The organism is Rhizobium sp. NXC14 (assembly GCF_002117485.1).
Taxonomy (GTDB): Bacteria; Pseudomonadota; Alphaproteobacteria; order Rhizobiales; family Rhizobiaceae; genus Rhizobium.
Genome location: NZ_CP021032.1, coordinates 543,062 through 568,282, shown reverse-complemented (window position 1 = coordinate 568,282; position 25,221 = coordinate 543,062). Strand labels below are relative to the sequence as shown.

General features: G+C 61.4%; 22 protein-coding genes. 11 read left to right on the top strand and 11 right to left on the bottom strand.

Annotated elements, in window-relative coordinates:
* The first annotated feature begins 15 nt into the window (after positions 1 to 15).
* The 4 genes from kdpC (at position 16) to NXC14_RS26945 (ending at position 4,747) form a co-directional block, all read left to right on the top strand.
* Entirely contained in the window at positions 16 to 585 is a 570-nt protein-coding gene (gene kdpC / locus NXC14_RS26960) for a potassium-transporting ATPase subunit KdpC (RefSeq protein ID WP_085781064.1), read from the top strand.
* Positions 586 to 825: 240 nt separating this feature from the next.
* Positions 826 to 3,534, top strand: a complete 2,709-nt coding sequence (locus NXC14_RS26955; protein ID WP_085781063.1) for a sensor histidine kinase KdpD — start codon at positions 826 to 828, stop codon at positions 3,532 to 3,534.
* Positions 3,531 to 4,223 (top strand): response regulator transcription factor, encoded by a 693-nt coding sequence (locus NXC14_RS26950; protein WP_085781062.1) that lies wholly within the window; start codon positions 3,531 to 3,533, stop codon positions 4,221 to 4,223. The genes NXC14_RS26955 and NXC14_RS26950 overlap by 4 nt, the downstream gene beginning before the upstream one ends.
* 68 nt (positions 4,224 to 4,291) lie before the next feature.
* Complete coding sequence (locus NXC14_RS26945) at positions 4,292 to 4,747, top strand: PTS sugar transporter subunit IIA (protein ID WP_085781061.1); 456 nt, start codon at positions 4,292 to 4,294, stop codon at positions 4,745 to 4,747.
* 49 nt (positions 4,748 to 4,796) lie between these two features.
* On the opposite strand, the gene NXC14_RS26940 is transcribed toward NXC14_RS26945, so the two are convergent.
* A complete protein-coding gene (locus NXC14_RS26940) occupies positions 4,797 to 5,813 on the bottom strand; it encodes a porin (RefSeq protein WP_085781060.1) in 1,017 nt (338 codons plus the stop codon).
* 343 nt (positions 5,814 to 6,156) lie between these two features.
* Between NXC14_RS26940 and NXC14_RS26935 the strand changes: the two genes are divergently transcribed.
* The 5 genes from NXC14_RS26935 to NXC14_RS26915 all read left to right on the top strand — a co-directional run bounded on the left by NXC14_RS26935 (position 6,157) and on the right by NXC14_RS26915 (position 11,011).
* The gene (locus tag NXC14_RS26935) at positions 6,157 to 7,182 is read left to right on the top strand and encodes a sulfate ABC transporter substrate-binding protein (protein ID WP_085781059.1); all 1,026 of its coding nucleotides are present in this window, start codon (positions 6,157 to 6,159) and stop codon (positions 7,180 to 7,182) included.
* A gap of 8 nt (positions 7,183 to 7,190) precedes the next feature.
* Positions 7,191 to 8,048, top strand: coding sequence for a sulfate ABC transporter permease subunit CysT (gene cysT / locus NXC14_RS26930; protein WP_011428112.1), 858 nt, complete (start codon positions 7,191 to 7,193; stop codon positions 8,046 to 8,048).
* Positions 8,038 to 8,910: a sulfate ABC transporter permease subunit CysW gene (gene cysW, locus NXC14_RS26925; protein ID WP_085781058.1), complete on the top strand. Its 873-nt coding sequence runs from the start codon at positions 8,038 to 8,040 to the stop codon at positions 8,908 to 8,910. Before cysT ends, cysW begins: the two co-directional genes overlap by 11 nt.
* Before the next feature lie 10 nt (positions 8,911 to 8,920).
* Positions 8,921 to 9,961, top strand: a complete 1,041-nt coding sequence (locus NXC14_RS26920; protein ID WP_085781057.1) for a sulfate/molybdate ABC transporter ATP-binding protein — start codon at positions 8,921 to 8,923, stop codon at positions 9,959 to 9,961.
* 231 nt (positions 9,962 to 10,192) lie between these two features.
* The gene (locus NXC14_RS26915; protein ID WP_085781056.1) at positions 10,193 to 11,011 is read left to right on the top strand and encodes a cell wall hydrolase; all 819 of its coding nucleotides are present in this window, start codon (positions 10,193 to 10,195) and stop codon (positions 11,009 to 11,011) included.
* 29 nt (positions 11,012 to 11,040) lie between these two features.
* Here the strand turns inward: NXC14_RS26915 and pepT are convergent, their stop codons facing one another.
* On the bottom strand, positions 11,041 to 12,273 hold the full coding sequence (pepT, locus tag NXC14_RS26910) for a peptidase T (protein ID WP_085781287.1): 1,233 nt from the start codon (positions 12,271 to 12,273) through the stop codon (positions 11,041 to 11,043).
* Between the two features lie 304 nt (positions 12,274 to 12,577).
* On the opposite strand from pepT, the gene NXC14_RS26905 reads away from it, so the two are divergent.
* Positions 12,578 to 12,892, top strand: a complete 315-nt coding sequence (locus NXC14_RS26905; protein ID WP_085781055.1) for a DUF982 domain-containing protein — start codon at positions 12,578 to 12,580, stop codon at positions 12,890 to 12,892.
* Positions 12,893 to 13,142: 250 nt separating this feature from the next.
* Positions 13,143 to 15,788 carry a DNA ligase D gene (gene ligD, locus NXC14_RS26900; protein WP_085781054.1) on the top strand — a complete coding sequence of 882 codons (2,646 nt, stop codon included), beginning with the start codon at positions 13,143 to 13,145 and terminating at the stop codon, positions 15,786 to 15,788.
* Between the two features lie 23 nt (positions 15,789 to 15,811).
* Here ligD (NXC14_RS26900) and ligD (NXC14_RS26895) read toward each other — a convergent pair whose 3' ends face one another.
* The 9 genes from ligD (NXC14_RS26895) to NXC14_RS26850 all read right to left on the bottom strand — a co-directional run bounded on the left by ligD (NXC14_RS26895) (position 15,812) and on the right by NXC14_RS26850 (position 25,069).
* Entirely contained in the window at positions 15,812 to 16,873 is a 1,062-nt protein-coding gene (gene ligD / locus NXC14_RS26895) for a non-homologous end-joining DNA ligase (protein WP_085781053.1), read from the bottom strand.
* A gap of 3 nt (positions 16,874 to 16,876) precedes the next feature.
* The gene (locus NXC14_RS26890) at positions 16,877 to 17,695 is read right to left on the bottom strand and encodes a Ku protein (protein WP_085781052.1); all 819 of its coding nucleotides are present in this window, start codon (positions 17,693 to 17,695) and stop codon (positions 16,877 to 16,879) included.
* A gap of 12 nt (positions 17,696 to 17,707) precedes the next feature.
* Positions 17,708 to 18,607: a Ku protein gene (locus NXC14_RS26885; protein WP_085781051.1), complete on the bottom strand. Its 900-nt coding sequence runs from the start codon at positions 18,605 to 18,607 to the stop codon at positions 17,708 to 17,710.
* 228 nt (positions 18,608 to 18,835) lie between these two features.
* On the bottom strand, positions 18,836 to 19,894 hold the full coding sequence (gene ugpC / locus NXC14_RS26880; protein ID WP_085781050.1) for a sn-glycerol-3-phosphate ABC transporter ATP-binding protein UgpC: 1,059 nt from the start codon (positions 19,892 to 19,894) through the stop codon (positions 18,836 to 18,838).
* A gap of 6 nt (positions 19,895 to 19,900) precedes the next feature.
* Positions 19,901 to 20,731 (bottom strand): carbohydrate ABC transporter permease, encoded by an 831-nt coding sequence (locus tag NXC14_RS26875; protein ID WP_085781049.1) that lies wholly within the window; start codon positions 20,729 to 20,731, stop codon positions 19,901 to 19,903.
* Between the two features lie 4 nt (positions 20,732 to 20,735).
* Positions 20,736 to 21,671 (bottom strand): sugar ABC transporter permease, encoded by a 936-nt coding sequence (locus tag NXC14_RS26870; protein WP_085781048.1) that lies wholly within the window; start codon positions 21,669 to 21,671, stop codon positions 20,736 to 20,738.
* A gap of 211 nt (positions 21,672 to 21,882) precedes the next feature.
* Complete coding sequence (locus tag NXC14_RS26860; RefSeq protein ID WP_085781046.1) at positions 21,883 to 23,142, bottom strand: sugar ABC transporter substrate-binding protein; 1,260 nt, start codon at positions 23,140 to 23,142, stop codon at positions 21,883 to 21,885.
* A gap of 35 nt (positions 23,143 to 23,177) precedes the next feature.
* Positions 23,178 to 24,350: a PLP-dependent transferase gene (locus tag NXC14_RS26855; protein WP_085781045.1), complete on the bottom strand. Its 1,173-nt coding sequence runs from the start codon at positions 24,348 to 24,350 to the stop codon at positions 23,178 to 23,180.
* Positions 24,347 to 25,069 (bottom strand): FadR/GntR family transcriptional regulator, encoded by a 723-nt coding sequence (locus NXC14_RS26850; RefSeq protein WP_085781044.1) that lies wholly within the window; start codon positions 25,067 to 25,069, stop codon positions 24,347 to 24,349. The genes NXC14_RS26855 and NXC14_RS26850 overlap by 4 nt, the downstream gene beginning before the upstream one ends.
* Positions 25,070 to 25,221 lie beyond the last annotated feature (152 nt).

Here is a 25,221-nt window from a genome sequence, read left to right as displayed (position 1 = left end):
TAGGAGCTAAGAACAATGTTGAAACAACTTCGCCCGGCCGTCGTTATGATCGTTGCCACTACAGCCATCACGGGCCTGCTTTATCCGCTCGCCATGACGGGAGCGGCCCAGGCGCTCTTCCCGACCCAGGCGAATGGCAGCCTGATCGAGCAGAACGGTCAGCTGATCGGCTCGAGGCTGATCGGCCAGGCGTTCACCAGCGACAAGTATTTCCACGGCCGTCCCTCGGCCGCCGGCGATGGCTACAATGCCGCCGCCTCCGGCGGCTCGAACCTCGGCCCGACCAGCCAGAAACTGATCGACCGCGTAAAGGGCGACTACGAAACAGCCAAGGCGGCCAACCCAAACGCCAAGGTGCCGGCCGACCTCGTCACCGCGTCCGGCAGCGGGCTCGATCCTGATATTTCGCCGGAGGCCGCCTACTTCCAGGTGGCGCGCGTCGCCAAGGCACGCAACATCGACGAGGCGAAGATCAAGGCGCTGGTCGACGGCGCCGTCCGGGACCGCGAACTCGGATTTTTGGGAGAACCTACCGTCAATGTTCTGGCGTTGAACCAGAGCCTTGATGCTTCTATGACTGAGTGAGTTTGGCAGGTTAGATGCTGTGGTTTGGCGACAAGGCCAACCCCACTCTCCGCCATCCTCGGGCTTGACTCACTGATGTCCGGTTGGCGCTATCGGCTGCCCCTCACCCTAACCCTCCCTCCGTTCTGACGGGGAGAAGGTGGCGGCAGCCGAATGAGGGGCTTTCTCGCCGCGTAAACATCGGGAATGCCATCCGCCAGCTGAACCTCGATTGCCGCCATTCGCAGAAAGACAACACGCATGCCAGACGACAACCGCGACCAGGCCGGCAGGCCCTCGCCCGATGCGCTTCTCGAAAAAGCCCGGGCGGAGATGCGCGGCCGTCTGAAGATCTTTCTGGGCGCCGCCCCAGGTGTCGGCAAGACCTATGAAATGCTGGTCTCCGGCCGTGCCAAACTCGCCGACGGCCTCGACGTTGTCATCGGCGTCGTCGAGACTCACGGCCGCAAGGAGACCGAGGCACTGCTCGCCGGTTTCGAGATCATTCCTCGCGTCAAAATCGACTATAAGGGCCGTCCGCTCGAGGAAATGGACCTCGACGGCATCCTCGCCCGCAGGCCCGATCTCGTTCTGGTCGACGAACTCGCCCATACCAATGCCGAAGGCAGCCGCCATCCGAAGCGCTACCTCGACGTCAAGGAATTGCTCGGCCGCGGCATCGACGTCTACACGACGCTCAACATCCAGCATGTCGAAAGCCTGAACGACGTCGTCTCGCAGATCACCCGCATCCGTGTGCGCGAGACGGTGCCGGATTCGATCATCGACCTGGCCGACGACGTCGAGATCATCGATCTGACGCCGGACGATCTGATCAAGCGCCTGCATGACGGCAAGGTCTATGTGCCCCGCACCGCCGAGCGGGCGCTGACCAACTATTTCACCCCGGGCAACCTGACGGCGCTGAGAGAACTTGCGCTGCGCAAAACCGCCCAGCGCGTCGACGATCAGTTGCTCACCCATATGCAGGCTCACGCGATCTCCGGCCCTTGGGCGGCGGGCGAACGTGTCCTCGTCTCGATTGACCATCACCCGCGCTCCGCCTCGCTGGTGCGATATGCAGCTCGTATGGCCTCGCGCCTGCGCGCGCCCTGGGCCGCCGTCTATGTCGAGACCAGCCGTTCGGTCAATCTGACCGAAGCCGAGCGCGACACTGTTGCCGCAACGCTGCGTCTTGCCGAACAGCTCGGCGGCGAGGCGATCACGATTCCGGGCCGCGAGGTCGCCGAAGAGCTCGTCCGTCACGCCACAGCGAACAATGTCACCCACATCGTCATCGGCGCCCCCAAGATGGCGACATGGCGCGACTGGTGGAGCCGTTCAATCACCGACGAACTGATCCGCAAGACCGGCGAGATCAGCGTCCATGTCATTTCCGGCAATGAGAAGGACGGCACCACCGCGCGCGGCATCCGGGCGGCGGCCACGGCCCCTGAATTCGATTTCAGAGCCTATCTGCTGGCGACCGTCTATGTCGTCGTCGCGCTTGGCGTCAGCATCGTGCTCGATCAGGTGCTCGACGTGCGTAACCTTGCCCTCGTGTTCCTGATGGCGGTGCTGACCTCCGCCGTCCTGCATGGGTTACGGCCGGCGCTCTACAGCTGCATTCTCGGCGCGCTGTCCTTCAACTTCTTCTTCCTGCCGCCGCGCTATACGCTGACGATCAGCGATCCAGAAAGCGTGCTGGCCCTGTTCTTCTTCCTCGGCGTCGCCATCATCGCCAGCAATCTGACCGCGACCGTGCAGCGGCAGGCTGCCGCCGCCAGGCAGCGGGCCCGCACGACAGAAGATCTCTATCTTTTCTCAAAGAAGCTCGCCGGCACGGGTACGCTCGACGACGTGCTCTGGGCGACCGCCTTCCAACTCGCCTCGATGCTGAAGGTCCGTGTCGTCCTGCTCTTGCCGGAAGAGGGCACCATCGCCGTCAAGGCCGGTTATCCGCCCGACGACACGCTCGACGATGCCGATATCGCCGCCGCCCGCTGGGCCTGGGAGCACAATCACGCCGCCGGCCGCGGCGCCGATACCCTGCCCGGCGCCAAGCGGCTCTATGTGCCGCTGAGGACCGGGCGCACCGCCGTCGGCGTCATCGGCCTCGACAGCGACCGCCGCGACGGGCCGCTGCTGACGCCGGAGCAGCAGCGGCTGCTCGATGCGCTGGCCGATCAGGCGGCTCTTGCGATCGAACGCGTCCAGCTCGTAGCCGATGTCGACCGGGCAAGGCTTGCGGCCGAAGCCGACAGGCTGCGTTCGGCCCTGCTCACCTCGATTTCGCATGATCTGAAAACGCCGCTTGCGGCTATCCTCGGCGCCGCCGGCACGCTGCGCGACTATTTCGCCTCCATGCCGGAGGAGGACCGCACCGATCTGCTTTCCACCGTCGTCGACGAATCCGAGCGCCTCAATCGTTTCATCGCCAACCTGCTCGACATGACCAAGATCGAATCCGGTGCGATGGAGCCGAATTTTGCGCTGCATTATGCCGGCGATATTGTCGGCAGCGCGCTGCGTCGGGCCGCAAAGATCCTCGAGCACCACAAGACCGAGACGAGCATCCCCGCCGACCTGCCGATGGTGCGGGTCGATCCCGTCCTGTTCGAGCAGGTGATCTTCAACCTGCTCGACAATGCCGCGAAATATGCGCCTGAGGGATCGGTGGTCCATATCGAGGGCTGGGCCGATGCCGACAACGTCGTCCTGCAGGTCTCGGACGAAGGCCCAGGCATTCCACCTACCGACCTTACCCGCGTCTTCGACACCTTCTACCGGGTGCGCAAGGGCGATCAGGTGCGCGCCGGCACCGGCCTCGGCCTTTCCATCTGCCGCGGTTTCATCGAGGCGATGGGCGGCACGATCACCGCCGCCAACCGAAAGGGCCGCCCGGGCGCCGTTTTCACCATTCACCTGCCGAAGCCCAACGACATACCGAAACTGGATGAACTCAGATGACCGGTTCAGCCGTCAAGATCCTCGTCGTCGACGACGAGCCTCCAATCCGCAAGCTGCTCCGCGTCGGCCTGACCGCGCAGGGCTACGAGGTGCAGGAGGCGCCGAACGCTGCCAGCGCCCGTCAGTGGGTCGCCGACGACAGGCCCGATCTCATCCTGCTCGATCTCGGCCTGCCTGACAAACCGGGACATGATCTCTTGCAGGAATGGCGCGACGAAGGCCTGTCCATACCCGTCGTCATCCTCTCCAGCCGCACCGACGAGGCCGGCATCGTTAAGGCGCTGGAAAGCGGCGCCGACGATTACGTCACCAAGCCCTTCGGCATCAACGAACTTGGCGCCCGCATCCGCGTGGCGCTGCGCCATCGCCTGCAGCAGCAGGGCGAAAAGGCGATCTTCCAGACCGGCGAGCTGTCGGTCGACCTCGTCAAGCGCATCGTCAAGGTCGGCGGCGAGGAACTAAAATTGTCGCCGAAGGAATATGACATCCTGCGCGTGCTCGCCCAGCATGCCGGCAAGGTGCTGACACACCAGTTTCTTTTGAAGCAGGTATGGGGGCCGGCGGCCGATGTGCAATATCTGCGCGTCTACATCAGGCAGCTCAGGCAGAAGATCGAGCAGAGCCCCGACCAGCCACACTATATCACCACCGAAACCGGCGTCGGCTATCGGCTCAGGGAACCGGACTGACATCTCCTCCCTCCCGATGCCCGACCATATCGAGCCGACCATTTCGAGCCGCCCACATCGAGAATGACATGAACCTTCCCAACATCATCCGGCCGGAGCACACTTTCATCGGTGTCTCGGCACCGACGAAATGGCGCGCGCTGCAGATCATCGCCGACAAGGCGGCGAGGGCCTTCTCCGTCGACGGCCAGACCATCCTGAAGGCGCTCGAAGCGCGTGAGAGGCTCGGCTCTACGGGGATCGGCAATGGCATTGCCATCCCGCATGCCGCCATCGACGGCATGACGAGCCCGCGCGGCCTTCTCATTCGTTTCGCGCAGCCGCTGGATTTCGAGGCGATCGACGATATCCCGACCGATATCGCCTTCGTGCTCATCTTCGGGGAGAACAATCGCGGCGAATATCTGAATGTGCTCTCGGGCATCGCCCGGCGGCTGCAATCGGATGGCGTGCTTGCCGCCATGCGCAAGGCAGGAACGGCGGACGAATTCTATTCCGACTTCATCGCTGATTCCCGGGCGTAAAAAAGACGCGGCCCGAAGGCCGCGCCCGTTCGTCTGCAATCAGATCGACTTAGAAATCGCGCTGGAAGCGCAGGAAGCCGAAGACTTCGTCGTCGCCTTCGTCCTCATCGTGGTACTGCACGCTGAGCTTCGTTCGGAGGTCGTCGACGATGCGATAGTCGATCGTCACACCGGTTGTGTAGGCGCTGCCGCCGGTGAAGCCGTTGCCGTCGGCCTCGAGGGCGATGTTTTCGAAGTACTGGAAGCCCGGGGTCACCGTCCACTTCTCGTTGATCTTCAGGGCATATTCTGCTGCGATCGTCCATTCGGACTCTTCGTAGTAGTAGTTGGCGCCGCTTGCCCAGACGCCGGCGATGCCGAGCGTGCCCGGACCGATGTCGGCATAGACGATACCACGAACCGCGACTTCGCTGGTGTCGGTGTCATAACCGGCAAGCAGGTAAGCGCTGATAGCGCCGGCCTTGTAGGAGACCTGGCCTGCCACACCGAAGTTGTTCGGGCCTTCGCCCGGCTTGGTGGCATAGTCTTCTTCCAGCTCGTCGACCGAGAGGCCGGCGGCGAAAGCGCCATTCTCGTACTGATAACGGATCGAGTTGTGGGTCGTCTCGTTGCTGGCGAGCGTATCGGTCTCGCCGCTCATGTCGTCGTCCCACCAGCTATAGAGCTTACCGACGCGGAAACCGGCGATATCGATGTAGCCCTCGTCCAGCAGCGCTTCCTGATCGGAGGCGTTGTCGGCATTGTAACGCAGCGTCAGGACGCCGGTCAGCGTGCCGTACTCGGTGTCGTTCTTGGCCTGGAAGGTGACCTGACCGCGAGTCCAGAAGTTTACGTCGGAATCGCCGGCAATGTTGTCACCGAAGCGCACTTCGGTACGGATGTAGCCGCCGATCGAAAGGCATGTTTCCGTTCCCGGAATATAAAAATAGCCGGTACCGTAGGCGTCGCAAACGCGAACATATTCCACGGGCTCGGGTTCCGCTGCCACGATGGCGTCGGCTGCGCGCGCTCCGGAGGCCGCGGCAAGGGCGGCAACGGAGGCAAAAAGGATAGTTCTGATATTCATTTTGAATGGCCCTAACAGGTTGAATTGTGAGGCGCATTTCAAGGGATGCCCCCACGTAGCGGCCGGTGAACACGACCGCACGGAGGCCCATATAGGAATCCGCAAGTGTCATCGCGGCAAAACCATCGCAAAAATCGGCTTCACCATGGCGCTTTCGTGGAAGAACTGTGGCCAAAAAAACACGGTCTGCCCCAATTGGCCGCGGCCAACTTCGGCACGCTCATTTCCAAATCAGCCCCGAAATGGAATGACATTCTAAGGCCAAGCCCGGAACCGGAAGAACCTTTGTTTCATTATACGACTGACTTGATAGAGTTAAGACATAACAGGAGAGGGTTCCTCAATGCAGACACAACGGTTTACCCGGCTCATCGCAGCCGCGGTCATGGCAGGCAGCTTTGCGATCGGGGGCATCGCTCCGGCATTCGCCGATCAAACGCTTCTCAACGTTTCCTATGATCCGACTCGCGAATTGTATAAGGATTTCAACGCAGCCTTTGCCGCCAAGTGGCAGAAGGATACGGGTGAAACCGTGACGATCCAGGCCTCGCACGGCGGCTCCGGCGCTCAGGCCCGCTCGGTCATCGACGGTCTCGACGCAGACGTGGTCACCCTGGCCCTCGAAGGCGACATCGACGCCATCGCCAAGAAGACCGGCAAGATCCCGGCCGACTGGAAGACCAAGTTGCCCAACAATTCGACGCCCTATACGTCGACGGTCGTCTTCCTCGTCCGCAAGGGCAACCCGAAGGGCGTCAAGGACTGGGGCGACCTGGTCAAGGATGACGTGCAGGTCATCACCCCGAACCCCAAGACCTCGGGCGGCGCACGGTGGAACTTCCTGGCAGCCTGGGCATGGGCCAAGCAGGCAAATGGCGGTGACGATGCCAAAGCGCAGGAATATGTGACGAAACTGCTGCAGCATGTTCCTGTTCTCGACACCGGCGCCCGCGGCGCCACGACCACCTTCGTCCAGCGCGGCCTCGGCGACGTGCTGCTCGCCTGGGAAAACGAAGCCTATCTTTCGCTCGAAGAACTGGGTCCTGACCAGTTCGAGATCGTGACGCCAAGCTTCTCTATCCGCGCCGACCCGCCAGTCGCCGTCGTCGACGGCAATGTCGACAAGAAGGGCACGCGCAAGGTCGCCGAAGCCTATCTCAACTACCTCTATTCGGATGAAGGCCAGAAGATCGCCGCAAAGCACTACTACCGGCCGATCAAGCCTGAAGCCGCCGATCCGGCCGATATCGCCCGCTTCCCGAAGCTGCAGCTCGCCACCATCGACGACTTCGGCGGCTGGAAGGAAGCCCAGCCGAAATTCTTCGGCGATGGCGGGGTATTTGACCAAATCTACAAGCCGGCCCAATAATAGACTTCATGAAAGCACATAGCCCCACGCGGTGGCGGTTCAAGCGGCCGAGCGTCATTCCGGGTTTCGGAATGGCGCTCGGTCTTACATTGACCTGGCTCACCCTTCTGATCCTCATCCCGCTCTCCGGCCTTGCCGTCCGGTCGAGCGCGCTCGGCTGGGAGAAATTCTGGTCGATCGCGTTCGATCCGCGCATATTGAACGCGCTACGCATCAGCTTCGGCAGCGCTTTCATCGCTGCGATCATCAACGCCGTCTTCGGCATCATCCTCGCCTGGGTGCTGGTACGCTACCGTTTCCCCGGCAAGCGCGTCATCGACGCCATGGTCGACCTGCCCTTCGCGCTGCCGACGGCCGTCGCCGGCATTGCATTGGCGGCGCTCTACGCGCCGAACGGCTGGGTCGGCCAGTTGCTGACACCGCTCGGCATCAAGATTGCCTTTACCCCGGCCGGCATCGTCGTGGCGCTGATCTTCGTCGGCCTGCCCTTCGTGGTGCGCACCGTGCAGCCTGTCATGGAGGAAATCGACAAGGAGGTCGAAGAGGCCGCGGCTACGCTCGGCGCCAACCGCTTCCAGACGATTTTCCGCGTGCTGCTGCCGGGGCTGGCGCCGGCCGTGCTGACCGGCTTCGCGCTCGCCTTTGCCCGCGGCGTCGGCGAATACGGCTCGGTCATCTTCATCGCCGGCAACCTGCCGTTCAAATCGGAAATCGCACCGCTGCTGATCGTCATCAAACTCGAAGAGTATAATTATGCGGCAGCGACTGGCATCGCGGCGATCATGCTGGTGATCTCGTTCGCCTTGTTGCTCGTCATCAATCTCATCCAGAGCTGGAGCAGGCGGAGGTACGGCTATGGCGCTTGATGCGACCGTTCAACCGACGAAACTGCGTTCGGTGACCACCGAACACAGAATGGCGCGATACACGCTGATCGCCGTTTCGCTGCATTTCTTGCTGCTAATCCTGCTGTTGCCGCTCGCCGCCGTCTTCGTCGAGGCTTTTCGCAAAGGTGCCGGCCCCTTCCTCGAGGCGCTTGGCGATGCAGAGACCTTCTCGGCGATCCGCCTGACGCTCGTCGTCGCCGGCATCAGCGTACCGCTGAACCTCGCCTTCGGGGTCGCCGCCGCCTGGACGATCGCCAAGTTCGAGTTCAAGGGCAAGGCATTCCTCACGACGCTGATCGACCTGCCCTTCTCGGTTTCACCCGTGATTTCGGGCCTGGTCTTCGTGCTCTTGTTCGGCGCCAACACGTGGCTCGGCCATTGGCTCAGCGCAAACGACATCAAGATCCTCTTCGCCGTGCCGGGGCTGATCCTGGCGACGATGTTCGTCACCTTCCCGTTCGTCGCCCGCGAGCTGATCCCGCTGATGCAGGAGCAGGGAACGGCCGACGAGGAGGCAGCCCTGTCGCTCGGCGCCAGCGGCTGGCAGACCTTCTGGCACGTGACGCTGCCGAACATCAAATGGGGCCTGCTCTACGGCGTGCTGCTTTGCAATGCCCGCGCCATGGGCGAATTCGGCGCGGTCTCTGTCGTCTCCGGCCACATCCGCGGCCAGACGAACACCATGCCGCTGCAGGTCGAAATTCTTTATAACGAATATAATTTCACCGGCGCTTTTGCCGTCGCCACGCTTTTGGCCTTGCTCGCGCTCGTGACTCTTGTTTTGAAGACGCTGCTGGAAATGCGCTACAGCGCTGAAATCTCCGCCAGCCGGCGGCACTGAAGGATCTGGAATGGAAGTACGCGTTCAAAACATCCGCAAGGAATTCGATCGTTTTCCGGCGCTCCACGATGTCTCGCTCGACATCCGCTCCGGCGAGCTGATCGCACTGCTCGGCCCTTCGGGCTCCGGCAAGACGACATTGCTGCGTCTGATTGCCGGCCTGGAAAGCCCGACTGAGGGACAGATCTTCTTCGGCGACGAGGATGCCTCGAAGAAATCGGTACAGCAGCGCAATATCGGCTTCGTCTTCCAGCATTACGCCCTCTTCCGCTACATGACGGTGCTCGACAACGTCTCCTTCGGCCTGAGGGTCAGAAAGGGCGCGCGGCGGCCTGCCAAGGCCGATATCCGCCGACGGGCGCTGGAACTGCTTGACCTCGTCCAGTTGTCCGGCCTTGAAAAACGCTATCCCGCCCAGCTTTCCGGCGGCCAGCGTCAGCGCGTGGCGCTCGCCCGCGCCATGGCCGTCGAGCCGAATGTGCTCTTGCTCGACGAACCCTTCGGGGCGCTCGATGCTCAGGTGCGCAAGGACCTGCGCAAATGGCTGCGCGAGATCCACGACCGTACCGGCCACACCACCGTCTTCGTCACCCACGACCAGGATGAGGCACTGGAGCTTGCCGATCGCGTCGTCGTGATGAGCCAGGGCGCGATCGAGCAGGTCGGGACGCCCGACGAAGTCTATGATTATCCGAACTCGCCCTTCGTCTTCGGCTTCATCGGCCAATCCAACTGCCTGCAGGTCGAGATTTCGGGCGGCGATATTCTCTTCGAAGGCCGCTCGCTCGGCCTCAATGCCGAGGGCGAGCCGGATGGACCGGCGCAGCTCTACTTCCGCCCGCATGATGTCAGGCTGTGCGAATCAGCCGAAAACTGCATTGGCGGCCAGCCGGTCTCCAGCCGCCGCGTCGCCGGTACGCGCCATATCGAACTCGATATCGGCAATGACCGGCCAAATATCGAAATCGAGCTGCCGCCGAGCGAGGCTGACCGGCTCGACCGTCACCGCGTGGCGTTCAAGCCGACCCGCTGGAAGCTGTTCCGCGGCTGATCCCGATTGCGCGCGTCGTTCCTGACGCGCTCACGGCGCTTGCTTAATAATTCGTTAACCCTCCGGATTTACGCATCGGTCGGTCCCAGGCCTCAGCCGGAATCGCCCTTCGCGGGAGTCCATCCGGCCTTTTGTTATCTGAGGTTGTTTGTATTTCAGTCATATGACGAGTAAAAGATTTTGCGCGTTAATCATAAAGGGCTGGACTAATCCCATAGGAGGCACCTGGCGTTGAGGGCGGAGATTTCCTTTCGAAAATCCCTGATCGGGATTTTATTCGTAGGACTGGCGGCTGCAGGCTGCACCACAACACCGAAGCCGGCGACGACGCCGGCAAAGACAAAACAGGCTCAAGCGGCGAAAGTCACTTTCAATTATACCGCCAAGGATCGCGACTGCCTGAAGCGCGCGATGTATTTCGAATCGCAGCATTCCGACGAGGATGGTTATCTGGCCGTCGGCACCGTCGTCATGAACAGGCTGACGTCAGGCGCCTACCCCCCATCGATCTGCGGTGTCGTCGCCCAGGAGAAGCAGTTTGCGCCCGGGGTCATGACGCGCGAAGTCAAGCCTCAGGCGGAACCGGAACTTGCCACCGCGGCTGATGCGATCCTGCTGAAGGGGGCGCGCCATCCGGCCGTGAAGGATGCAATGTTCTTCCACACCGATGGTCTGAAATTCCCCTACGACAACATGCATTATGTGACGGTCGCCGGCGGCAACGCCTTCTACGAGAAGCGCGATTCGAATGGCATGCTGGAAACGCCGCCGCCGCTGCCGTCCTATGAGGTGGCGATGAATTATGTGCCCGGCGAAAGCATGCTGCCACCGCAATTCGAGGCGCTGATACCCTCGGCCGTTCCCGTTCCTCTGCCGGCGCCCGATCCGATGGCGACGGCGAGCACGGCGCCAATGCAGATAACGGCTCCGGTGACCCAACCGGAAACCGCGCCTGCGCCCGAGCCGGCGATGCGGATCGCGATCCCGACCCCCCGTCCCGCCTATGACAGCGTGATGCTGCGCGGCGAGATCCCGGTAAATGGCGGCTAAAACTGGATTTTCCTAGCGGGAGGAGCGCCTTAGGCGCGCTCTTCCCAGATCTTTGCAAGCTCCACGATCGTTGCGACCGCCTTTTCCATATCCTGGCGGCTCACCCATTCGAGCGGCGAGTGGAAGGCATGGCCGCCGGCAAAAATGTTCGGGCACGGCAGCCCCATGAAGGAGAGGCGGGAGCCGTCCGTGCCGCCGCGGATGCTGCCGCGTACCGGCGTCATGCCGGCACGACGCACCGCTTCAAGCGCGTTCTCGACAATCTCCGGATGGCGGTCGAGCACCGTCTTCATGTTGCGATATTGTTCCGTCACTTGGAAATGGTAGGTCGAGCCGGGATAGGCCGACATCACCTGCTTGACGATAGTTGCGAGCATCGCCTCCTTCTCAGCGAGCCCCTCCTCCGTGAAGTCGCGGATGATGAAGCTCAGCGACGCCTTTTCCATCGAGCCGGTCACGCCGACCGGATGGATGAAGCCCTGCCGGCCTTCCGTCGTCTCCGGCGCCAAATCTTTCGGCAGCCGGTCGATGATGGCGCCGGCGATCTTGATAGCGTTCTCCATACGGTCCTTGGCGAAGCCCGGATGGATCGCCACGCCTGTTATGCCGATCTCGACGCCGTCGGCCGAGAAGGTTTCGTCCTCGATGTGACCCGCCGTCTCGCCGTCCATCGTATAGGCGAAGTCCGCTCCGAGTTTATCCAGGTCGACCTTGTTGACGCCGCGACCGACCTCCTCGTCAGGCGTGAACAGGATCTTGATCGCTCCGTGCCGGATATCGGGATTGTCGACAAGGATCTGGGCCGCGGTCATGATTTCCGCCAGTCCCGCCTTGTCGTCGGCGCCGAGCAATGTCGTTCCATCGGTCGTGACGATATCGTTGCCGACCTGGTTGTTCAGTTCGGGATGTTCGGCGACACGGATCACCCGGCTCGAATCGCCAATGAGCCGAATATCGCCGCCGGCATAATTCCTGACGATCTGTGGCTTGACATCCGTGCCGCTGAAATCGGGCGCCGTGTCCATATGCGAGCAGAAACAGATGACCGGCACCGCCTTGTCGCTATTGGCCGGAATGGTGGCATAGACATAGCCATGTTCATCGAGATGGGCATCGGAAAGCCCGATCTCCAGCAGTTCGTCGACCAGAATCCGGCCGAGATCCTTCTGCTTCTCGGTGGTCGGCTGCGTCGACGCGGAGGGATCGGATTGAGTGTCGATAACGACATAACGGAGGAAGCGGTCGAGAACAGTGTCGGTCATTTCAATCCAATCCAATGAGATCACCAGAGGATATAGCCCTTCCGGGCGAAGCGACAAAAGGATTTTCCGCTCGGCGCATGGTTCTATGACGACGGCCCCTACTGAGGAGCGGGGATGATCTGGCTCGCCCGGGCGCGTCCAGCCGAGGAGCTGTTGCAATCGTTCTCTCGCATCCAACAGCGGCAGGCGGAATTTGTCCTGTAGGCATACCCATTAATGGATTATCGCTGCCGTCTTGAACTACCAGCAGCCATTTCCAATATTTTTAAGGGATCAAGCTGGCATCGAAAGGAGGAAGAAGAAAATGCCGCTGAACGATGTGCTCTGGACTCGTCCAGTGACGGTCCGGCTGCAGTGCGGCCTGGAACGAACTTTTACGGGCGTCTATGATGCCTTGGATTTCCTGGAAAACGAATGGCCGTTGGGCCACGGAGAGCGCCACAAGCGCGCGGTCAAGACCTGTCGGGGCGCTCTTAACCGGGTTATTGCCCCTTTGATTGCGCGGGAGGCTTTCATGGCCGCGTGCGTCGAAGCCGGCATGCCCGCGGTCGTGGCTCCCTGGCAGGTGCAGGCTACCAGCCGCCCCGTGCGACCCACGCGTGTCGCTGCTCTTGGCTAAGGGCCAGGCGTGCGCAGTTCACGTCGGGACCCTGACTTCAAGATACCTGTCGCGCGGCCCCGGGAGGAGCCGCGCCAGGTCAAAACCCAAGGCATCTCGATCTCCTTTGCCGTCTGGGCTTCGGAGCTGAAATTGTAGTTGTTTCCCCGTAGAACCGTCGCTGTCGTGCCTACTCAAACGGGGAACGCTGCCGCGGCTGGAACAACGATCACCAATATTTCGTTTGAGGACCGAATGCCCGGGAACAGCCATGGCCAGCGACAAGCTATCAAGCTATCGATCAAAACGCGATTTTCAGAAGACTGCTGAGCCCAGCGGCGAGCGGCCCCTCAAACGGAGCAACCGCCGTCGCTTTGTCATTCAGAAGCACGATGCGACACGTCTGCACTACGACCTGCGGCTTGAACTCGACGGCGTGTTCAAGAGCTGGGCTGTCACGAAAGGTCCGTCGCTCGATCCGCAAGACAAGCGGCTGGCCGTCGAGGTCGAGGACCATCCGCTCGATTATGGCGATTTCGAAGGCACGATTCCGAAAGGCCAGTATGGCGGCGGCACGGTCATGCTGTGGGATCGCGGCTATTGGGAGCCGGAGGGGCGGAAGAGCCCTGAGCAGGCGCTTGCCAAGGGCGATTTCAAGTTCACGCTCGAGGGCGAGCGCTTGCACGGCAGCTTCGTGCTAGTGCGCATGCGCAACGATCGCGACCGCAGCAAGCGTACCAACTGGCTGCTGATCAAGCATCACGACGAGTTCTCCGTGGAGGAAGACGGTGCTGCCATTCTGGAAGAGAACGTCACCTCGGTCGCCTCGGGCCGCAGCATGGAAATGATCGCGGCCGGTAAGGGGCGCAAGCCGAAACCCTTCATGGTGGAGGGCGGCAAGATCCAGGCCGACGCCGTCTGGGACAGCAATCACGGACTGGCCGCCGAGGAGCGGCAGGAGGCGAGAGGCGGAAAGCGCGCCAGCGCCGCGACGGCGGTTGATCTTCCGGATTTCATCGCGCCGCAGCTTTGCGAGAAGCTGGAGCGGCCACCCGGGGGGAACGACTGGATTCACGAGATCAAGTTCGATGGCTACCGCATCCAGATGCGTGTGCTCGACGGCGAAGCCACGCTGAAAACCAGGAAAGGTCTCGACTGGACGGCCAAATACCCCGAAATCGCCGAGGCGGCGTCAGCGCTTCCAGACTGCATAACCGATGGTGAAATCTGCGCTCTCGATGAGCACGGCGCGCCTGACTTCGCCGCGCTTCAGGCGGCGCTGTCGGAAGGCAAGACCGGCAGCCTCGTCTACTTCGCCTTCGACCTCCTCTATGGCGGCGGTGAGGATCTCCGCCTCAAGCCCATCATTGAACGAAAGACGCGACTGCAGGAGCTTCTGGCGGAGGCCGGCAACGACCCTCGCATCCGCTACGTCGAACATTTCACAGGCGGCGGCGACGCCGTGCTCAGGTCGGCATGCAAGCTATCGCTGGAAGGCATTGTGTCGAAAAAGGCAGATGCCCCCTATCAATCCGGTCGAACGGCAAGCTGGGCGAAGTCGAAATGCCGGGCGGGGCACGAGGTGGTCATCGGCGCCTATGCCAAGACCAACGGCAAGTTTCGCTCTCTTCTCGTCGGCGTTTTCAGCGACGATCATTTTGTCTATGTCGGCCGTGTCGGGACCGGCTACGGCGCCAAGAAAGTCGAAACACTGCTTCCGAAACTGAAGGCGCTGGAGACGACGAAGTCGCCGTTCACCGGTATCGGCGCTCCGAAGAAGCAGGCTGAGGTGGTGTGGGTAAAGCCCGAGCTTGTCGCCGAGATCGAATTCGAGGGCTGGACCACGGACGGTCTTGTCCGTCAGGCGGCCTTCAAAGGCTTGCGGGAAGACAAGCCGGCCAGGGAAGTCGAGGCGGAGAGATCGCCAAGATCATCAACAGCTGAGATTACGGGGCCGACGCCGAGGGCCACACCGAGAACAACGCGCCGTGAGGGTCAGAAGGCCGATGTCATGGGTGTGCTCATTTCGAACCCGGACAAGCCATTGTGGCCAGATGCCGAGGATGCTGAGCCGGTAACAAAGGAAGAATTGGCCCGCTATTACGAGGCGGTCGGCGACTGGATGATCGAACACCTCAAGGGCCGGCCCTGCTCCATCATCCGCGCTCCGGATGGGATTGGTGGTGAGCAGTTCTTCCAACGTCATGCCATGCCGGGGCAATCCAAACTGCTCGAACTGGTCAAGGTGTTCGGCGACAAGAAGCCATACCTGCAGATCGATCGCATCGAAGGGCTTGCCGCGGTCGCCCAAATCGCGGCGGTCGAGCTCCATCCGTGGAACTGTGAACCCGGGCAACCGGAAGTTCCTGGCCGCCTGGTATTCGATCTTGATCCCGGTCCCGATGTTCCCTTTTCCACGGTTGTGGCCGCTGCCCGCGAGATGCGCGACCGGCTGGAAGACCTCGGATTGATCAGCTTCTGCAAGACGACGGGCGGCAAGGGCTTGCATGTCGTGACCCCGCTTGCAGTCAACAAGCGAAAACCGTTGTCATGGCCCGAAGCGAAAGCCTTCGCGCATGACGTCTGCCAGCAGATGGCCCGAAACAACCCCGATCTCTACCTTATCAAGATGACCAAGAGCCTGCGGGGCGGTCGCATTTTTCTCGATTACCTGCGCAATGATCGCATGGCGACGGCCGTGGCGCCGCTCTCCCCTCGAGCCCGCCCAGGGGCGACCGTGTCAATGCCTCTGACGTGGACGCAAGTGAAATCGGACCTCGATCCTAAAAGGTTTACGATCCGAACCGCGCCTGCTTTGCTATCGAAGTCATCCGCCTGGAAGGATTATTGCGAGGGGCAGCGTCCCCTGGAGCAGGCGATCAAGAGGCTCGCCCGCACCGGCAAGCATGCCGCCTGACACGGCTGATCGCCCCGCGGCACTCATCTGATTGCAGCGGCATCAGTCATATCGAAGACGGCTGCGTTATCCTGGATCTCGCGGAGGCCTTTATATGAGGGGTGGCGCAGGCTGCCCTCACGCGTCCAGCCGCGAAACTCGATTTCGGCGATGAGTGTCGGTTGAGAAAAGACGAGGCGCTTTCCTTTGAGCGGCACAACAGGTTTTTTTGTCTGGAGGCGGTTCAACGTCTTGCGCAGATACTCCGCCTCCGTTCGGTTGAAGCCTGTGCCGACGGAGCCGACATAGATCCACTCGAGACCTTTTCGACCCGCAAGCAAAAGACTGCCGAGCCCACCGCGGTTGCTGACGGATTCCTCGTACCCGACGATCATGAAACTTTCGCTCTGAACGCACTTGATCTTCTGCCAGTCCCCCAGACGTCCACTGCGGTAAGGGCTATCCCTGCGCTTTGCAATGATGCCTTCCAGACCCCGATGGCATGCGTGCTCAAGCAGTTCCTCGCCACCTAAGTCCAGGTCTTGCGAGAACCGAATAGCGCCATCGTCGGTCTCAGGGATCAGATCTTCGAGAAGATGGCGGCGGACCGAGAGCTCGGTGCGCGTCAGGTCGTGACCGTCGAGATACAATAGATCGAAGGCGTAGAAGATGGATTCGGTCGAGATTCGTTTGCCGCCCCTTCCGCCGAGCGAGCGCTGCAACGCCCCAAAGTCGGAGCGACCCTCGTCATCAAGGACGACCGCTTCTCCGTCGAGAATGCAGGTCGATACACCGAGTTCTCTTGCCCCTGCGGCGATGTTAGGAAATCGGTGGGTCCAGTCATGTCCGCCACGGGTGAGAATGCGGATGCCCTTTGGCTCAATGTGGAGCGCCAATCGGTAGCCGTCCCACTTCACCTCATAAAGCCAATCCGGCCCTTGCGGCACCGTCTGCTTCAGCAAGGCAAGGCACGGCTCCACTCTCGACGGCATCGCATCGAACGGCAGGTTTGGCTGGTCGGGATCACGCCGACGGAGAGGTCGTGATTGTATGGAGGGATTCGAGTCGCGAAGAAGCGGAGCGGAGGGGCCGCGTGGTCTGGTCATCGCTCAATGCCTGTCGGGTCGGTTCTCGGCATCGACGGATTTGCGCAGGGCGTCCATGATGTTGATGACGTTGCTGGGCACCGGCTCCGCCTTCTCCTTGCCCTTGGATTTTGCTCTGACGGGCTTCTTCATTTGTTTCTTCTTGGCCTCGATGATGTCGAGCAGCCTATCCTGCACCGGGTCGGAGACCATCTTCGGGTTCCAGTGCTGCGTCTGCTTCTTGATGAGCTGCTGGACCAGCGGCATCATCTCACTGTCCGCCGGTTGATCGTCCACCCGCTCGAAATAGCTCTCCGCGTCGCGCACCTCGTCCCCGTAACGCAGGGTCCAAAGGACGATGCCCTTGCCGCGTGGCTCCAGCATGACGGCGCGCTCGCGGCGCGCAATCACCAGTCGCGAGATGCCGACCATGTCCTCGGCGGCCATCGCATCGCGGATCACCGAGAACGCCTCCTGGCCGACCGGATCGTCCGGTGAAAGATAGTAGGGCGTGTCGAGCCAGATCCAGTCGACGCCGTTGCGCGGCGTAAAGACCTCGATATCGATGGTCTTGGTGCTTTCAAGCGCAACGTTCTCCAACTCCTCGTCTTCAAGCAAGACATATTCGTTCTCGCCACGCTGATAGGCTTTCACTTCGTCTTCATCTTTCACGTCCTTGCCGGTGACGGCATCGACATAGTGGCTGACGACGCGGTTTTGGGTGGCGCGATTGAGCGTGTGAAAACGCACCTTCTCATTTTCGGAAGTGGCCGGCATCATCTGCACCGGGCAGGTGACGAGCGACAGTTTCAGGTAGCCTTTCCAGTAAGGCCGGATCGCCATGGAAACCTCCGATCACCCGGCGCGGCGCTGGTGAGCGCCGGCCGGGCCGCGTGATTTCGTCGTCGACGCGCGCGCGGCCTTCTGTCTGCTCTTTCCGGCATTGGCATTTGCAGCGGTGCGCTTCGTCTTGGCCGGCGTCGCCATGCCGGCGCTTTCGCGTAGTGCCTGTAGCAGGTCGCTCGGTTTGGGGGCCGGCGGCGCCTTTTTCTTCGGAAGGGTGCGGCCTTCGATCTTGGCCTTCACCAGTTCGGCGACGGCCGCTTCATAACGGTCGTCGAACTGCTTCGGGTCGAACTCGCCTTTCTTGGTGTTGATGATGTGCTTGGCAAGCTCCAGCATCTCGCCTTCGATCTTGAGATCCGGCATCTCCTCGAATGCCTTCTCGGAGGAGCGAACCTCATAATCGAAGTTCAAGGTTGAGCCGACCAGCCCTTTTCCATGGGGCCGGATGAGGAGCGTTCGCAGGCGCCGGAACAGCACCGTTCGGGCAATGGCCGCGACCTTGGCTTTCTTCATACCATCCCTCAGGAGTTTGAAAGCGTCGCTGCCCATCTTGTCGGGAGCCAGATAATAAGGTTTGTCGAAATAGACGTCATCGACCTCGTCAAAAGGAATAAAGGCCTCCACCTTCAGCGTCTTGTCGCTCTCGGGAATGGCGGCCGCGACTTCCTCGGACTCGAGCACGACATAGCGGCCGTCCTCAATCTCAAAACCCTTGACCTGGTCCTCCCGCTCGACCGGATCGCCGGTCTCGCCGTCCATGAATTCTCGGCGCACCCGGTTGCCGGTCTTCCTGTTCAGCGTATGAAACGCGATCCGCTCGGATGTGGAGGCGGCGGTATAGAGCGCCACCGGGAAAGCCACCTCTCCGAACTTGATAAAACCCTTCCAATTCGCCCTCGGGGCAACCATCTCGCTCGCGCTCCTGACGCAACCTGTGCGAGTCAACCGAATCAGTTTACGATTGGTTCCGAGTCAAAACGAATCAAATTTCAATAGCTTAATCAGAATTGCCCACGCTTTTTCCGAGTCTCTTTCATCTCCTTGAATCTGATAGGTGTTTTTCTTGACCAAGTGCTTTTAAGGTGAAAACAACCAGGAGATAAAGCCGCTGCGGACCGATTTCCCTGGCGTGACTGCTCATTCGATGCGTTGTCCCTCGCCGTCGAACACATGCAGATATTGGGGCGGGAAAGCGACATTGACCTTCGGCCCCGCCTTCAGCGCTTCGCGGTCCAGAGTGAAGATCTTGAACGGCAGGCCATGCAGGGCGAGGTGCAGGATAATGCCGAAGCCGGTGGGTTCGACGAGTTCCACGTCGGTGGCAAGCCCGCTCCCGTCGTTCGTGATCAGCACATGCTCCGGCCGAATGCCGAGCGTCACCTTCGTGCCGTCTGCAAGCGGCAGCGGCTTTGCCAGCGGCACGATCGTTCCATCCTTCAGCTTGACGCCGCCAGCGGTGTAGCTGGCCTCGAGGAAATTCATTCCGGGCGAGCCGATGAAACCGGCGACGAAGAGATTGGCGGGGCGATCATAGAGTTCCAGCGGGCTGCCGACCTGCTGCACCACGCCGCCATGCATGGCGACGATCCGGTCCGCCAGCGTCATCGCCTCGATCTGGTCGTGTGTGACGTAGATCGAGGTCGCCCTCAGCTCGCCGTGCAGTTTCTTGATTTCGGCGCGCATCTGTTCGCGCAGGCGCGCATCGAGGTTGGAGAGCGGTTCGTCGAACAGGAAGGCTTTCGGCTGGCGGACGATGGCGCGGCCCATGGCGACGCGCTGGCGCTGGCCGCCGGAGAGCGCTTTCGGCCGCCGTTCAAGCAACGGGTCAAGGCCGAGCTTGGCGGCCGCCGCGGAGACCGCGCTCGCGATCTTCTCCTTCGCCGTTTTCCGCAGCCTCAGGCTGTAGCTCATATTGCCGGCGACATTCATATGCGGATATAGTGCATAGGACTGGAACACCATGGCGATGTCGCGGTCCTTGGGATGCAGTTCGTTCACCCGGGCGCCTGCAATACGGATCTCACCTGATGTGACTTCCTCCAGCCCGGCAATCATCCGCAACAGCGTTGACTTGCCGCAGCCGGAGGGACCGACGAGCACGACGAATTCGCCATCCCTGATGTCGAGATCGACGCCGTGCAGCACCTGCACCTGGCCATAGGCTTTGCGGATATTCTGGATATCGATCGATGCCATTTCTGTTTAACCCTTGACCGCGCCGGCCGTCAGGCCCTGGACGAGATAACGCTGGATGAGCAGGAAGAAGAGGCCGGCCGGAATGAGCGCCATGACGCCCGCCGCCATCATCTGTCCGAAATCCACCGAGAATTTCGAAACGAAGGTGAGAAGCCCGACGGGGAAGGTCGCCGCGTCATTGCCGTTGATCAGCATCAGCGCGAAGAGCAGTTCGCTCCAGGCGGCGGTAAAGACGAAGCCGAGCGTCGCGGCGATGCCGGGCAGCGTCAGCGGCAGGATGATCTGGCGAAACGCGGTGAACTGCGTCGCCCCGTCGATCATCGCCGCCTCTTCGAGATCCTTGGGAATGCCGTCGAAGAAGGACTGCATCAGGAAGGTGGCGAAAGGCACGTTGAAGGCGGTGTAGACGATGACGAGGCCGGTCAGGCTGTTGGTCAGATGCAGAGGCGACAGGATCTTGAAGATCGGCGCGACCAGCATGACGAGCGGGAACATCTGGGTCAGCAGCATCAGCGCGACGATCCAGTATTTCGCCCGAAAATTGAAGCGCGACAGCGCATAGCCGGAAAGCGAGGCGCAGATCGTCACCGTCACCGCCGTCGAGGCCGAGACGATCAGGCTGTTTTTGAAGAAGGTCGGAAAGGCGCTGTGCTGCAGCACGAAAGCATAGTGATCCCAGCTGGTGCGCGACGGCCACATCCGCACGCCCTCGGTATAGAGCAGATCGTTCGGCGTCACCGAGACCTTGAGCAGCCAGAACAGCGGGAAGAGAGCGAAAGCGATATAGCAGAGGATCGCCAGACGGTGCGCGATCGTTGGGATGAGGGATCGTTTCATGGCCTCAATCCTTGTTCAGCAGCGTCTGCCGCAGCAGGATGATCAGCATCGAATAGGCAAGCAGCAGTGCCAGCAGCACCAGCGCGATCGCCGAGGCGTAACCGAAATCGAGCCGCTTGAAGGCCGTGGTGAAGATGTAGCTCGCGACGATCTGCGTCCGGTCGGCCGGCCCGCCATTGGTCATGACGACGATGAGATCGGCGAAGTTGGAGATCCACACGGTGCGCAAGAGCACGGTGATGGCGATCGTCGGCGCGAGAAACGGCAGGGTGATCGAGCGGAAACGCTGGAACCAGCCGGCACCATCGATAGAGGCCGCCTCGTAGAGATCGCGCGGGATGGCCTGCAGAGCGGCAAGCAGGGTGATGGCAAAAAACGGAATGCCCCACCAGACATTGGCGACGATCGGCCCCCACATCGCATGATCGGGATCGGATAGAATGTTGCCCGGCTCATGCATCAGCCCGAGCGCGAAGAGCCAGTGCGGGATCGGCCCGATGACCGGATTGAACAGCCAGGCCCAGTTGAGACCTGCGAGAAAGGACGGCACCGCCCAGGGCAGGAAGACCAGCGCCTGCGCGATCGCGCGGCCCGGGAACGGCTTGTCGAGCAGCAACGCCAGAATGAGGCCGAAGATGAATTGCAAGACGACGGATGCGCCGGTCCACCACAGCGTGTTCCTCAGCGCACCGTAAAAAGCCGCGTCGCTCGACAACTCGCGAAAATGCTCGAGCCCGATGAAGCCGCCGGAAAAGGGGTTGAGCAGCTGAATATCGCGGAAGGCATAGGACAGCCCGAGCGTCAGCGGCACCAGCATCACCGCAATGATCAGGATCAGCGACGGCGCGCTGTAGAGATAGGGCTCCGAAGCATCGGCAAGACGGCGCAGCCACGGCCTGCGGTCGCGACGCATGTCGAGCATATCGGCGGAAATGGTCATCGGATTGCGGTTTCCATTGTCTTGATCAGCGGAGTCTCGCCCGGGTGATACTTCTGAAGCAGGAGGTCGAGGCCCCCTCATCCGCCTGCCGGCACCTTCTCCCCGCTGGGGAGAAGGGAATATGCCGCGACGTCTCCGTTCTCTTCTCCCCAGCGGGGAGAAGGTGGCCCGAAGGGTCGGATGAGGGGGCTCCGCACTCAGAGCTCACCAATTACTTTTTGGCCAGGAACTTCTGCTGCGCCTTGGTCAGATAATCCGCCCACTGGTCAGCCAGGTCCTTCGCCGAGATATCGCCGAGCAAGGCCTGTTGCGAGGTCTTGATCGCGAGCGAATCCTTGAAGAAGGCGAACTCCTCCAGATAGGTCGGCATCACGGTCGGCACGGTGTTCGGATCCGCCAGCTCCTCGAACCAGCCCTTGAACTGGTCACCGGCATAGAAGGGATCCTTCTCGGCCGCCGTATAGGCCGGCAGGGCGCCGATGCGCTTGTTCCACTCGATATTGCCTTCCGGCCCTTCGAGGGTCGCGATCAGCTTCCAGGAGAGATCCTTGTTGGCGCTCGTCGAAAACATCGACCAGCCGCCATAGCCGATGGTCGGGAAGGACTTGCCGTCGGGCCCCTTCGGCAGCGGCGCAACGCCGAAATCGTCCTTCTTCATGCGTTCGGCAATGGCGATCAGCGCATCCGGATCCTGGTCGAGGAAGGCGCAGGTGCCGGAATAGAAGCCGGCGACGACTTCGTTGAAGCCCCAGTTGACGCTGTCCTTCGGCGCATAGCCCTTCTTGTAGAGATCGACCATCCACTCGATACCCTTTGCCCAGCCGGGGCTGTTCATGGTCGAGGTGCCGTCTTCCTTGAAGTACTTGTTGTCGCCGGCCATCGTGGCGGCAAAGATCATCCAGCCATTGAGGCCGCCCGGGCCGCCGCGCATGCAGTAGCCATATTTGCCCGGCAGCTTGGAGACCTTTTCGGACGCGGCAGTAAACTCCTCGAGCGTCTTCGGCGGCGCGGCGACACCAGCCTCCGAAAGCAGCTTCTTGTTGTAGAACATTGCCCTGAGATAGAAGCCATAGGGCAGCATGTAGGCGGTGTTCTTGACGTCGCGGCCGAGCTCGAGCGCGCGCGGCGTCAGCTCCTTGGTGTGCTCCCATTTTTCGAGATAGGGCTCGAGGCTTTCGAGCATGCCGTTATTGGCATAGAGCGACAGCCAGGTATCGGGCATCTCCATCACATCGGGCACGTCACCGGCCGAGACCATGGTCGCGAATTTCTGGAAGGCTTCGTTCCAGGGCAGCGAGATGATATCGACCTTGGTGCCGGGATTGGCGGCCTCGAACTTGCCGACGATTGATTTCAGCGTTTCGGTGCGCTCCGGGCTGGTGATGACTTCAACAAGCTTGAGCGTCGTATCGGCAAAGGCCGTACCGGCCATCATCGAAGCAAAGAACGTCGAGATTATTAGTTTTTTCATGGCTCAGTTCCCCCTTGTTAGGTTTCTCTCGGGTTTCAGGATTGTGAGGCGGCGGCGAGCGCCTCCTCGATGTCCCTCCACAGCGCCTCGGTTCCTTCAAGGCCGACATGGAGGCGTACGGATCGCGCATGGATGCCGAAGGTTTGCGCGGAGTTCGGCTGTGCCTTCTGCTGAAGCACGACCTCGCCTGGTACGATCAGGCTTTCATGCCCACCCCAGCTTACACCCAGTTTGAACAGCTTAAGATGGTCGGCAAAGGCGCGGATATCGACGCCGTCGCGGAAGATGAACGAGAACAGGCCCGAGGTGCCGTTGAGCCCCGCGGGCAGGCGGTTGGCAAGCCCGGGATGGCAGACCGTCTCCACCACCTCGAGCTTCTGCAGGCGCCTGGCGATTTCAAGCGCCGATGCCTCATGCGCCTTCATGCGCAGCGGAAGCGTGCGCAGGCCGCGGATCAGCAGCCAGGCATCGAACGGCGAAAGCTTGCCGCCGAGATAGGGATAGGCCTCAGCCTTGATGCGCGCGATCATTTCCTTCGGGCCGGCGACGACGCCCGCCACCACATCGCTGTGGCCGCCGAGATATTTCGAGGCGGAATGGATGACGATCTCGACGCCGAGCGTCAGCGGCCGCTGGAAGAACGGGCTTGCCCAGCTGTTGTCGATCATCGAGACGACGCCATGGCGCTTGGCGAGCGCCGCGAGCGCACCGACGTCATGGGCCTCCATCACCCAGCTCGTCGGGCTTTCCAGGTAGAGGAGCTTGGCGCCGGGCAGCGCCCTCGCGACGGCTTCCTCGTCGCGCCCGTCGACATAAGTCACCTCGATCTTCATCCGCTTGAGGATGGTGCCGAACAGGCGGAAGGCATCGGGATAGACATGCTTCACGGCGACGATGCGGTCGCCCGGTTCGACGAAGCTCAGCACCGCCGAGGAGATCGCCGCCATGCCGCTCGCAAAACCCAGCGCATCCTCCGCACCTTCGAGCTTGGCCAGCATTTCCTCGAAGGCGCGCACCGTCGGGTTCAGCCCGCGCGTATAGGTCGGCCGCACCTTCTCGCCGCGATAGACGGTGATCATCTCGTCGTAATCAGAAAAGGTGAAAAGCGAGGTCTGGAAGATCGGCGGCACGACGGCGTCGGCGAAGTTGCCGTCGTCATGGGCGGTGATGAGGGAAGCAAGATCGAACGGATCTGCGCCGTTGCTCATTTGGACATTTCCTTGATGTCTTCCTCGACAATATCGAGAATTTTCAATGTCTCCGCGCGCGCCGCCTCCGGATCGCGGGCAGCGATCGCGTTGAAAAGCGTGCGGTGAAAGGGAAAGGACCGGCGGGCGAAATCCTGCCGGTCGAACGGATGCTCCCAGAAGCGCTCGAATGTCTCGCGCATCTGCTCGAGCAGCTGGCGAAACAGCGGGTTGTGGGTGGCGTCGTAGACGGCGAGATGGAAGGCGAGATCCTCCGGCCCGGATGTGCCCTTCTCCAGGTGCACCCGTTCCATCTCGTTGAGCTTCTCCTCGATGACGACGAGGTCTCTTGTCGTGCGCCGCCGGGCGGCAACCATGCCCGCCTCGCATTCGATTCCGCGGCGGACCTCCAGCGTCTGCAGCAACGCATCGCGCAGATGAACCGCGTCAAAGGACAGCGGCATATGGATCGTCGCCCTGGATACCGGCTTCAACAGATAGGTGCCGCTCCCCTTGCGCGTCTCGATGACGCCGAGCGCCTGGAAATGCCGGATCGCCTCGCGAATGGTCGAACGGCCGACGGCAAGGGCCGCCATCAGCTCCCGCTCGGCCGGCAGCCGATCACCCGCCTGCAACCGCGCTTCCTCCACATAATCCGCCAGCGCATCGGTCACCTGACGCGCCCGGTCCATGACGGGAAGCGGCCGGATCACCGGCCTGTCGCTACGATTTGCCTTCATGGTTCCCCATTTTTTCTATCAGGCAGCCAGATCTGAATTGGTCTGACATCTTAGCATTTCTCAAACGGGGCAAGACGTCAAGCCGAGTTGTCTTTATAATAAGGCCGATCTTGCTGCGTTGCTCCCTGGGCAGAAGCGGTTCTACGGTTTGC

What these genes read in the sequence shown, in the direction of transcription:
- NXC14_RS26875 (WP_085781049.1), bottom strand. Translation starts at nt 20,731, where the DNA reads ATGAAACGATCCCTCATCCCAACGATCGCGCACCGTCTGGCGATCCTC.
- NXC14_RS26905 (WP_085781055.1), top strand. Translation starts at nt 12,578, where the DNA reads ATGCCGCTGAACGATGTGCTCTGGACTCGTCCAGTGACGGTCCGGCTG.
- NXC14_RS26935 (WP_085781059.1), top strand. Translation starts at nt 6,157, where the DNA reads ATGCAGACACAACGGTTTACCCGGCTCATCGCAGCCGCGGTCATGGCA.
- NXC14_RS26870 (WP_085781048.1), bottom strand. Translation starts at nt 21,671, where the DNA reads ATGACCATTTCCGCCGATATGCTCGACATGCGTCGCGACCGCAGGCCG.
- NXC14_RS26955 (WP_085781063.1), top strand. Translation starts at nt 826, where the DNA reads ATGCCAGACGACAACCGCGACCAGGCCGGCAGGCCCTCGCCCGATGCG.
- NXC14_RS26945 (WP_085781061.1), top strand. Translation starts at nt 4,292, where the DNA reads ATGAACCTTCCCAACATCATCCGGCCGGAGCACACTTTCATCGGTGTC.
- ligD (WP_085781054.1), top strand. Translation starts at nt 13,143, where the DNA reads ATGGCCAGCGACAAGCTATCAAGCTATCGATCAAAACGCGATTTTCAG.
- cysT (WP_011428112.1), top strand. Translation starts at nt 7,191, where the DNA reads ATGAAAGCACATAGCCCCACGCGGTGGCGGTTCAAGCGGCCGAGCGTC.
- NXC14_RS26850 (WP_085781044.1), bottom strand. Translation starts at nt 25,069, where the DNA reads ATGAAGGCAAATCGTAGCGACAGGCCGGTGATCCGGCCGCTTCCCGTC.
- pepT (WP_085781287.1), bottom strand. Translation starts at nt 12,273, where the DNA reads ATGACCGACACTGTTCTCGACCGCTTCCTCCGTTATGTCGTTATCGAC.
- NXC14_RS26950 (WP_085781062.1), top strand. Translation starts at nt 3,531, where the DNA reads ATGACCGGTTCAGCCGTCAAGATCCTCGTCGTCGACGACGAGCCTCCA.
- kdpC (WP_085781064.1), top strand. Translation starts at nt 16, where the DNA reads ATGTTGAAACAACTTCGCCCGGCCGTCGTTATGATCGTTGCCACTACA.
- NXC14_RS26855 (WP_085781045.1), bottom strand. Translation starts at nt 24,350, where the DNA reads ATGAGCAACGGCGCAGATCCGTTCGATCTTGCTTCCCTCATCACCGCC.
- ligD (WP_085781053.1), bottom strand. Translation starts at nt 16,873, where the DNA reads ATGACCAGACCACGCGGCCCCTCCGCTCCGCTTCTTCGCGACTCGAAT.
- NXC14_RS26890 (WP_085781052.1), bottom strand. Translation starts at nt 17,695, where the DNA reads ATGGCGATCCGGCCTTACTGGAAAGGCTACCTGAAACTGTCGCTCGTC.
- NXC14_RS26885 (WP_085781051.1), bottom strand. Translation starts at nt 18,607, where the DNA reads ATGGTTGCCCCGAGGGCGAATTGGAAGGGTTTTATCAAGTTCGGAGAG.
- NXC14_RS26860 (WP_085781046.1), bottom strand. Translation starts at nt 23,142, where the DNA reads ATGAAAAAACTAATAATCTCGACGTTCTTTGCTTCGATGATGGCCGGT.
- NXC14_RS26940 (WP_085781060.1), bottom strand. Translation starts at nt 5,813, where the DNA reads ATGAATATCAGAACTATCCTTTTTGCCTCCGTTGCCGCCCTTGCCGCG.
- NXC14_RS26920 (WP_085781057.1), top strand. Translation starts at nt 8,921, where the DNA reads ATGGAAGTACGCGTTCAAAACATCCGCAAGGAATTCGATCGTTTTCCG.
- ugpC (WP_085781050.1), bottom strand. Translation starts at nt 19,894, where the DNA reads ATGGCATCGATCGATATCCAGAATATCCGCAAAGCCTATGGCCAGGTG.
- cysW (WP_085781058.1), top strand. Translation starts at nt 8,038, where the DNA reads ATGGCGCTTGATGCGACCGTTCAACCGACGAAACTGCGTTCGGTGACC.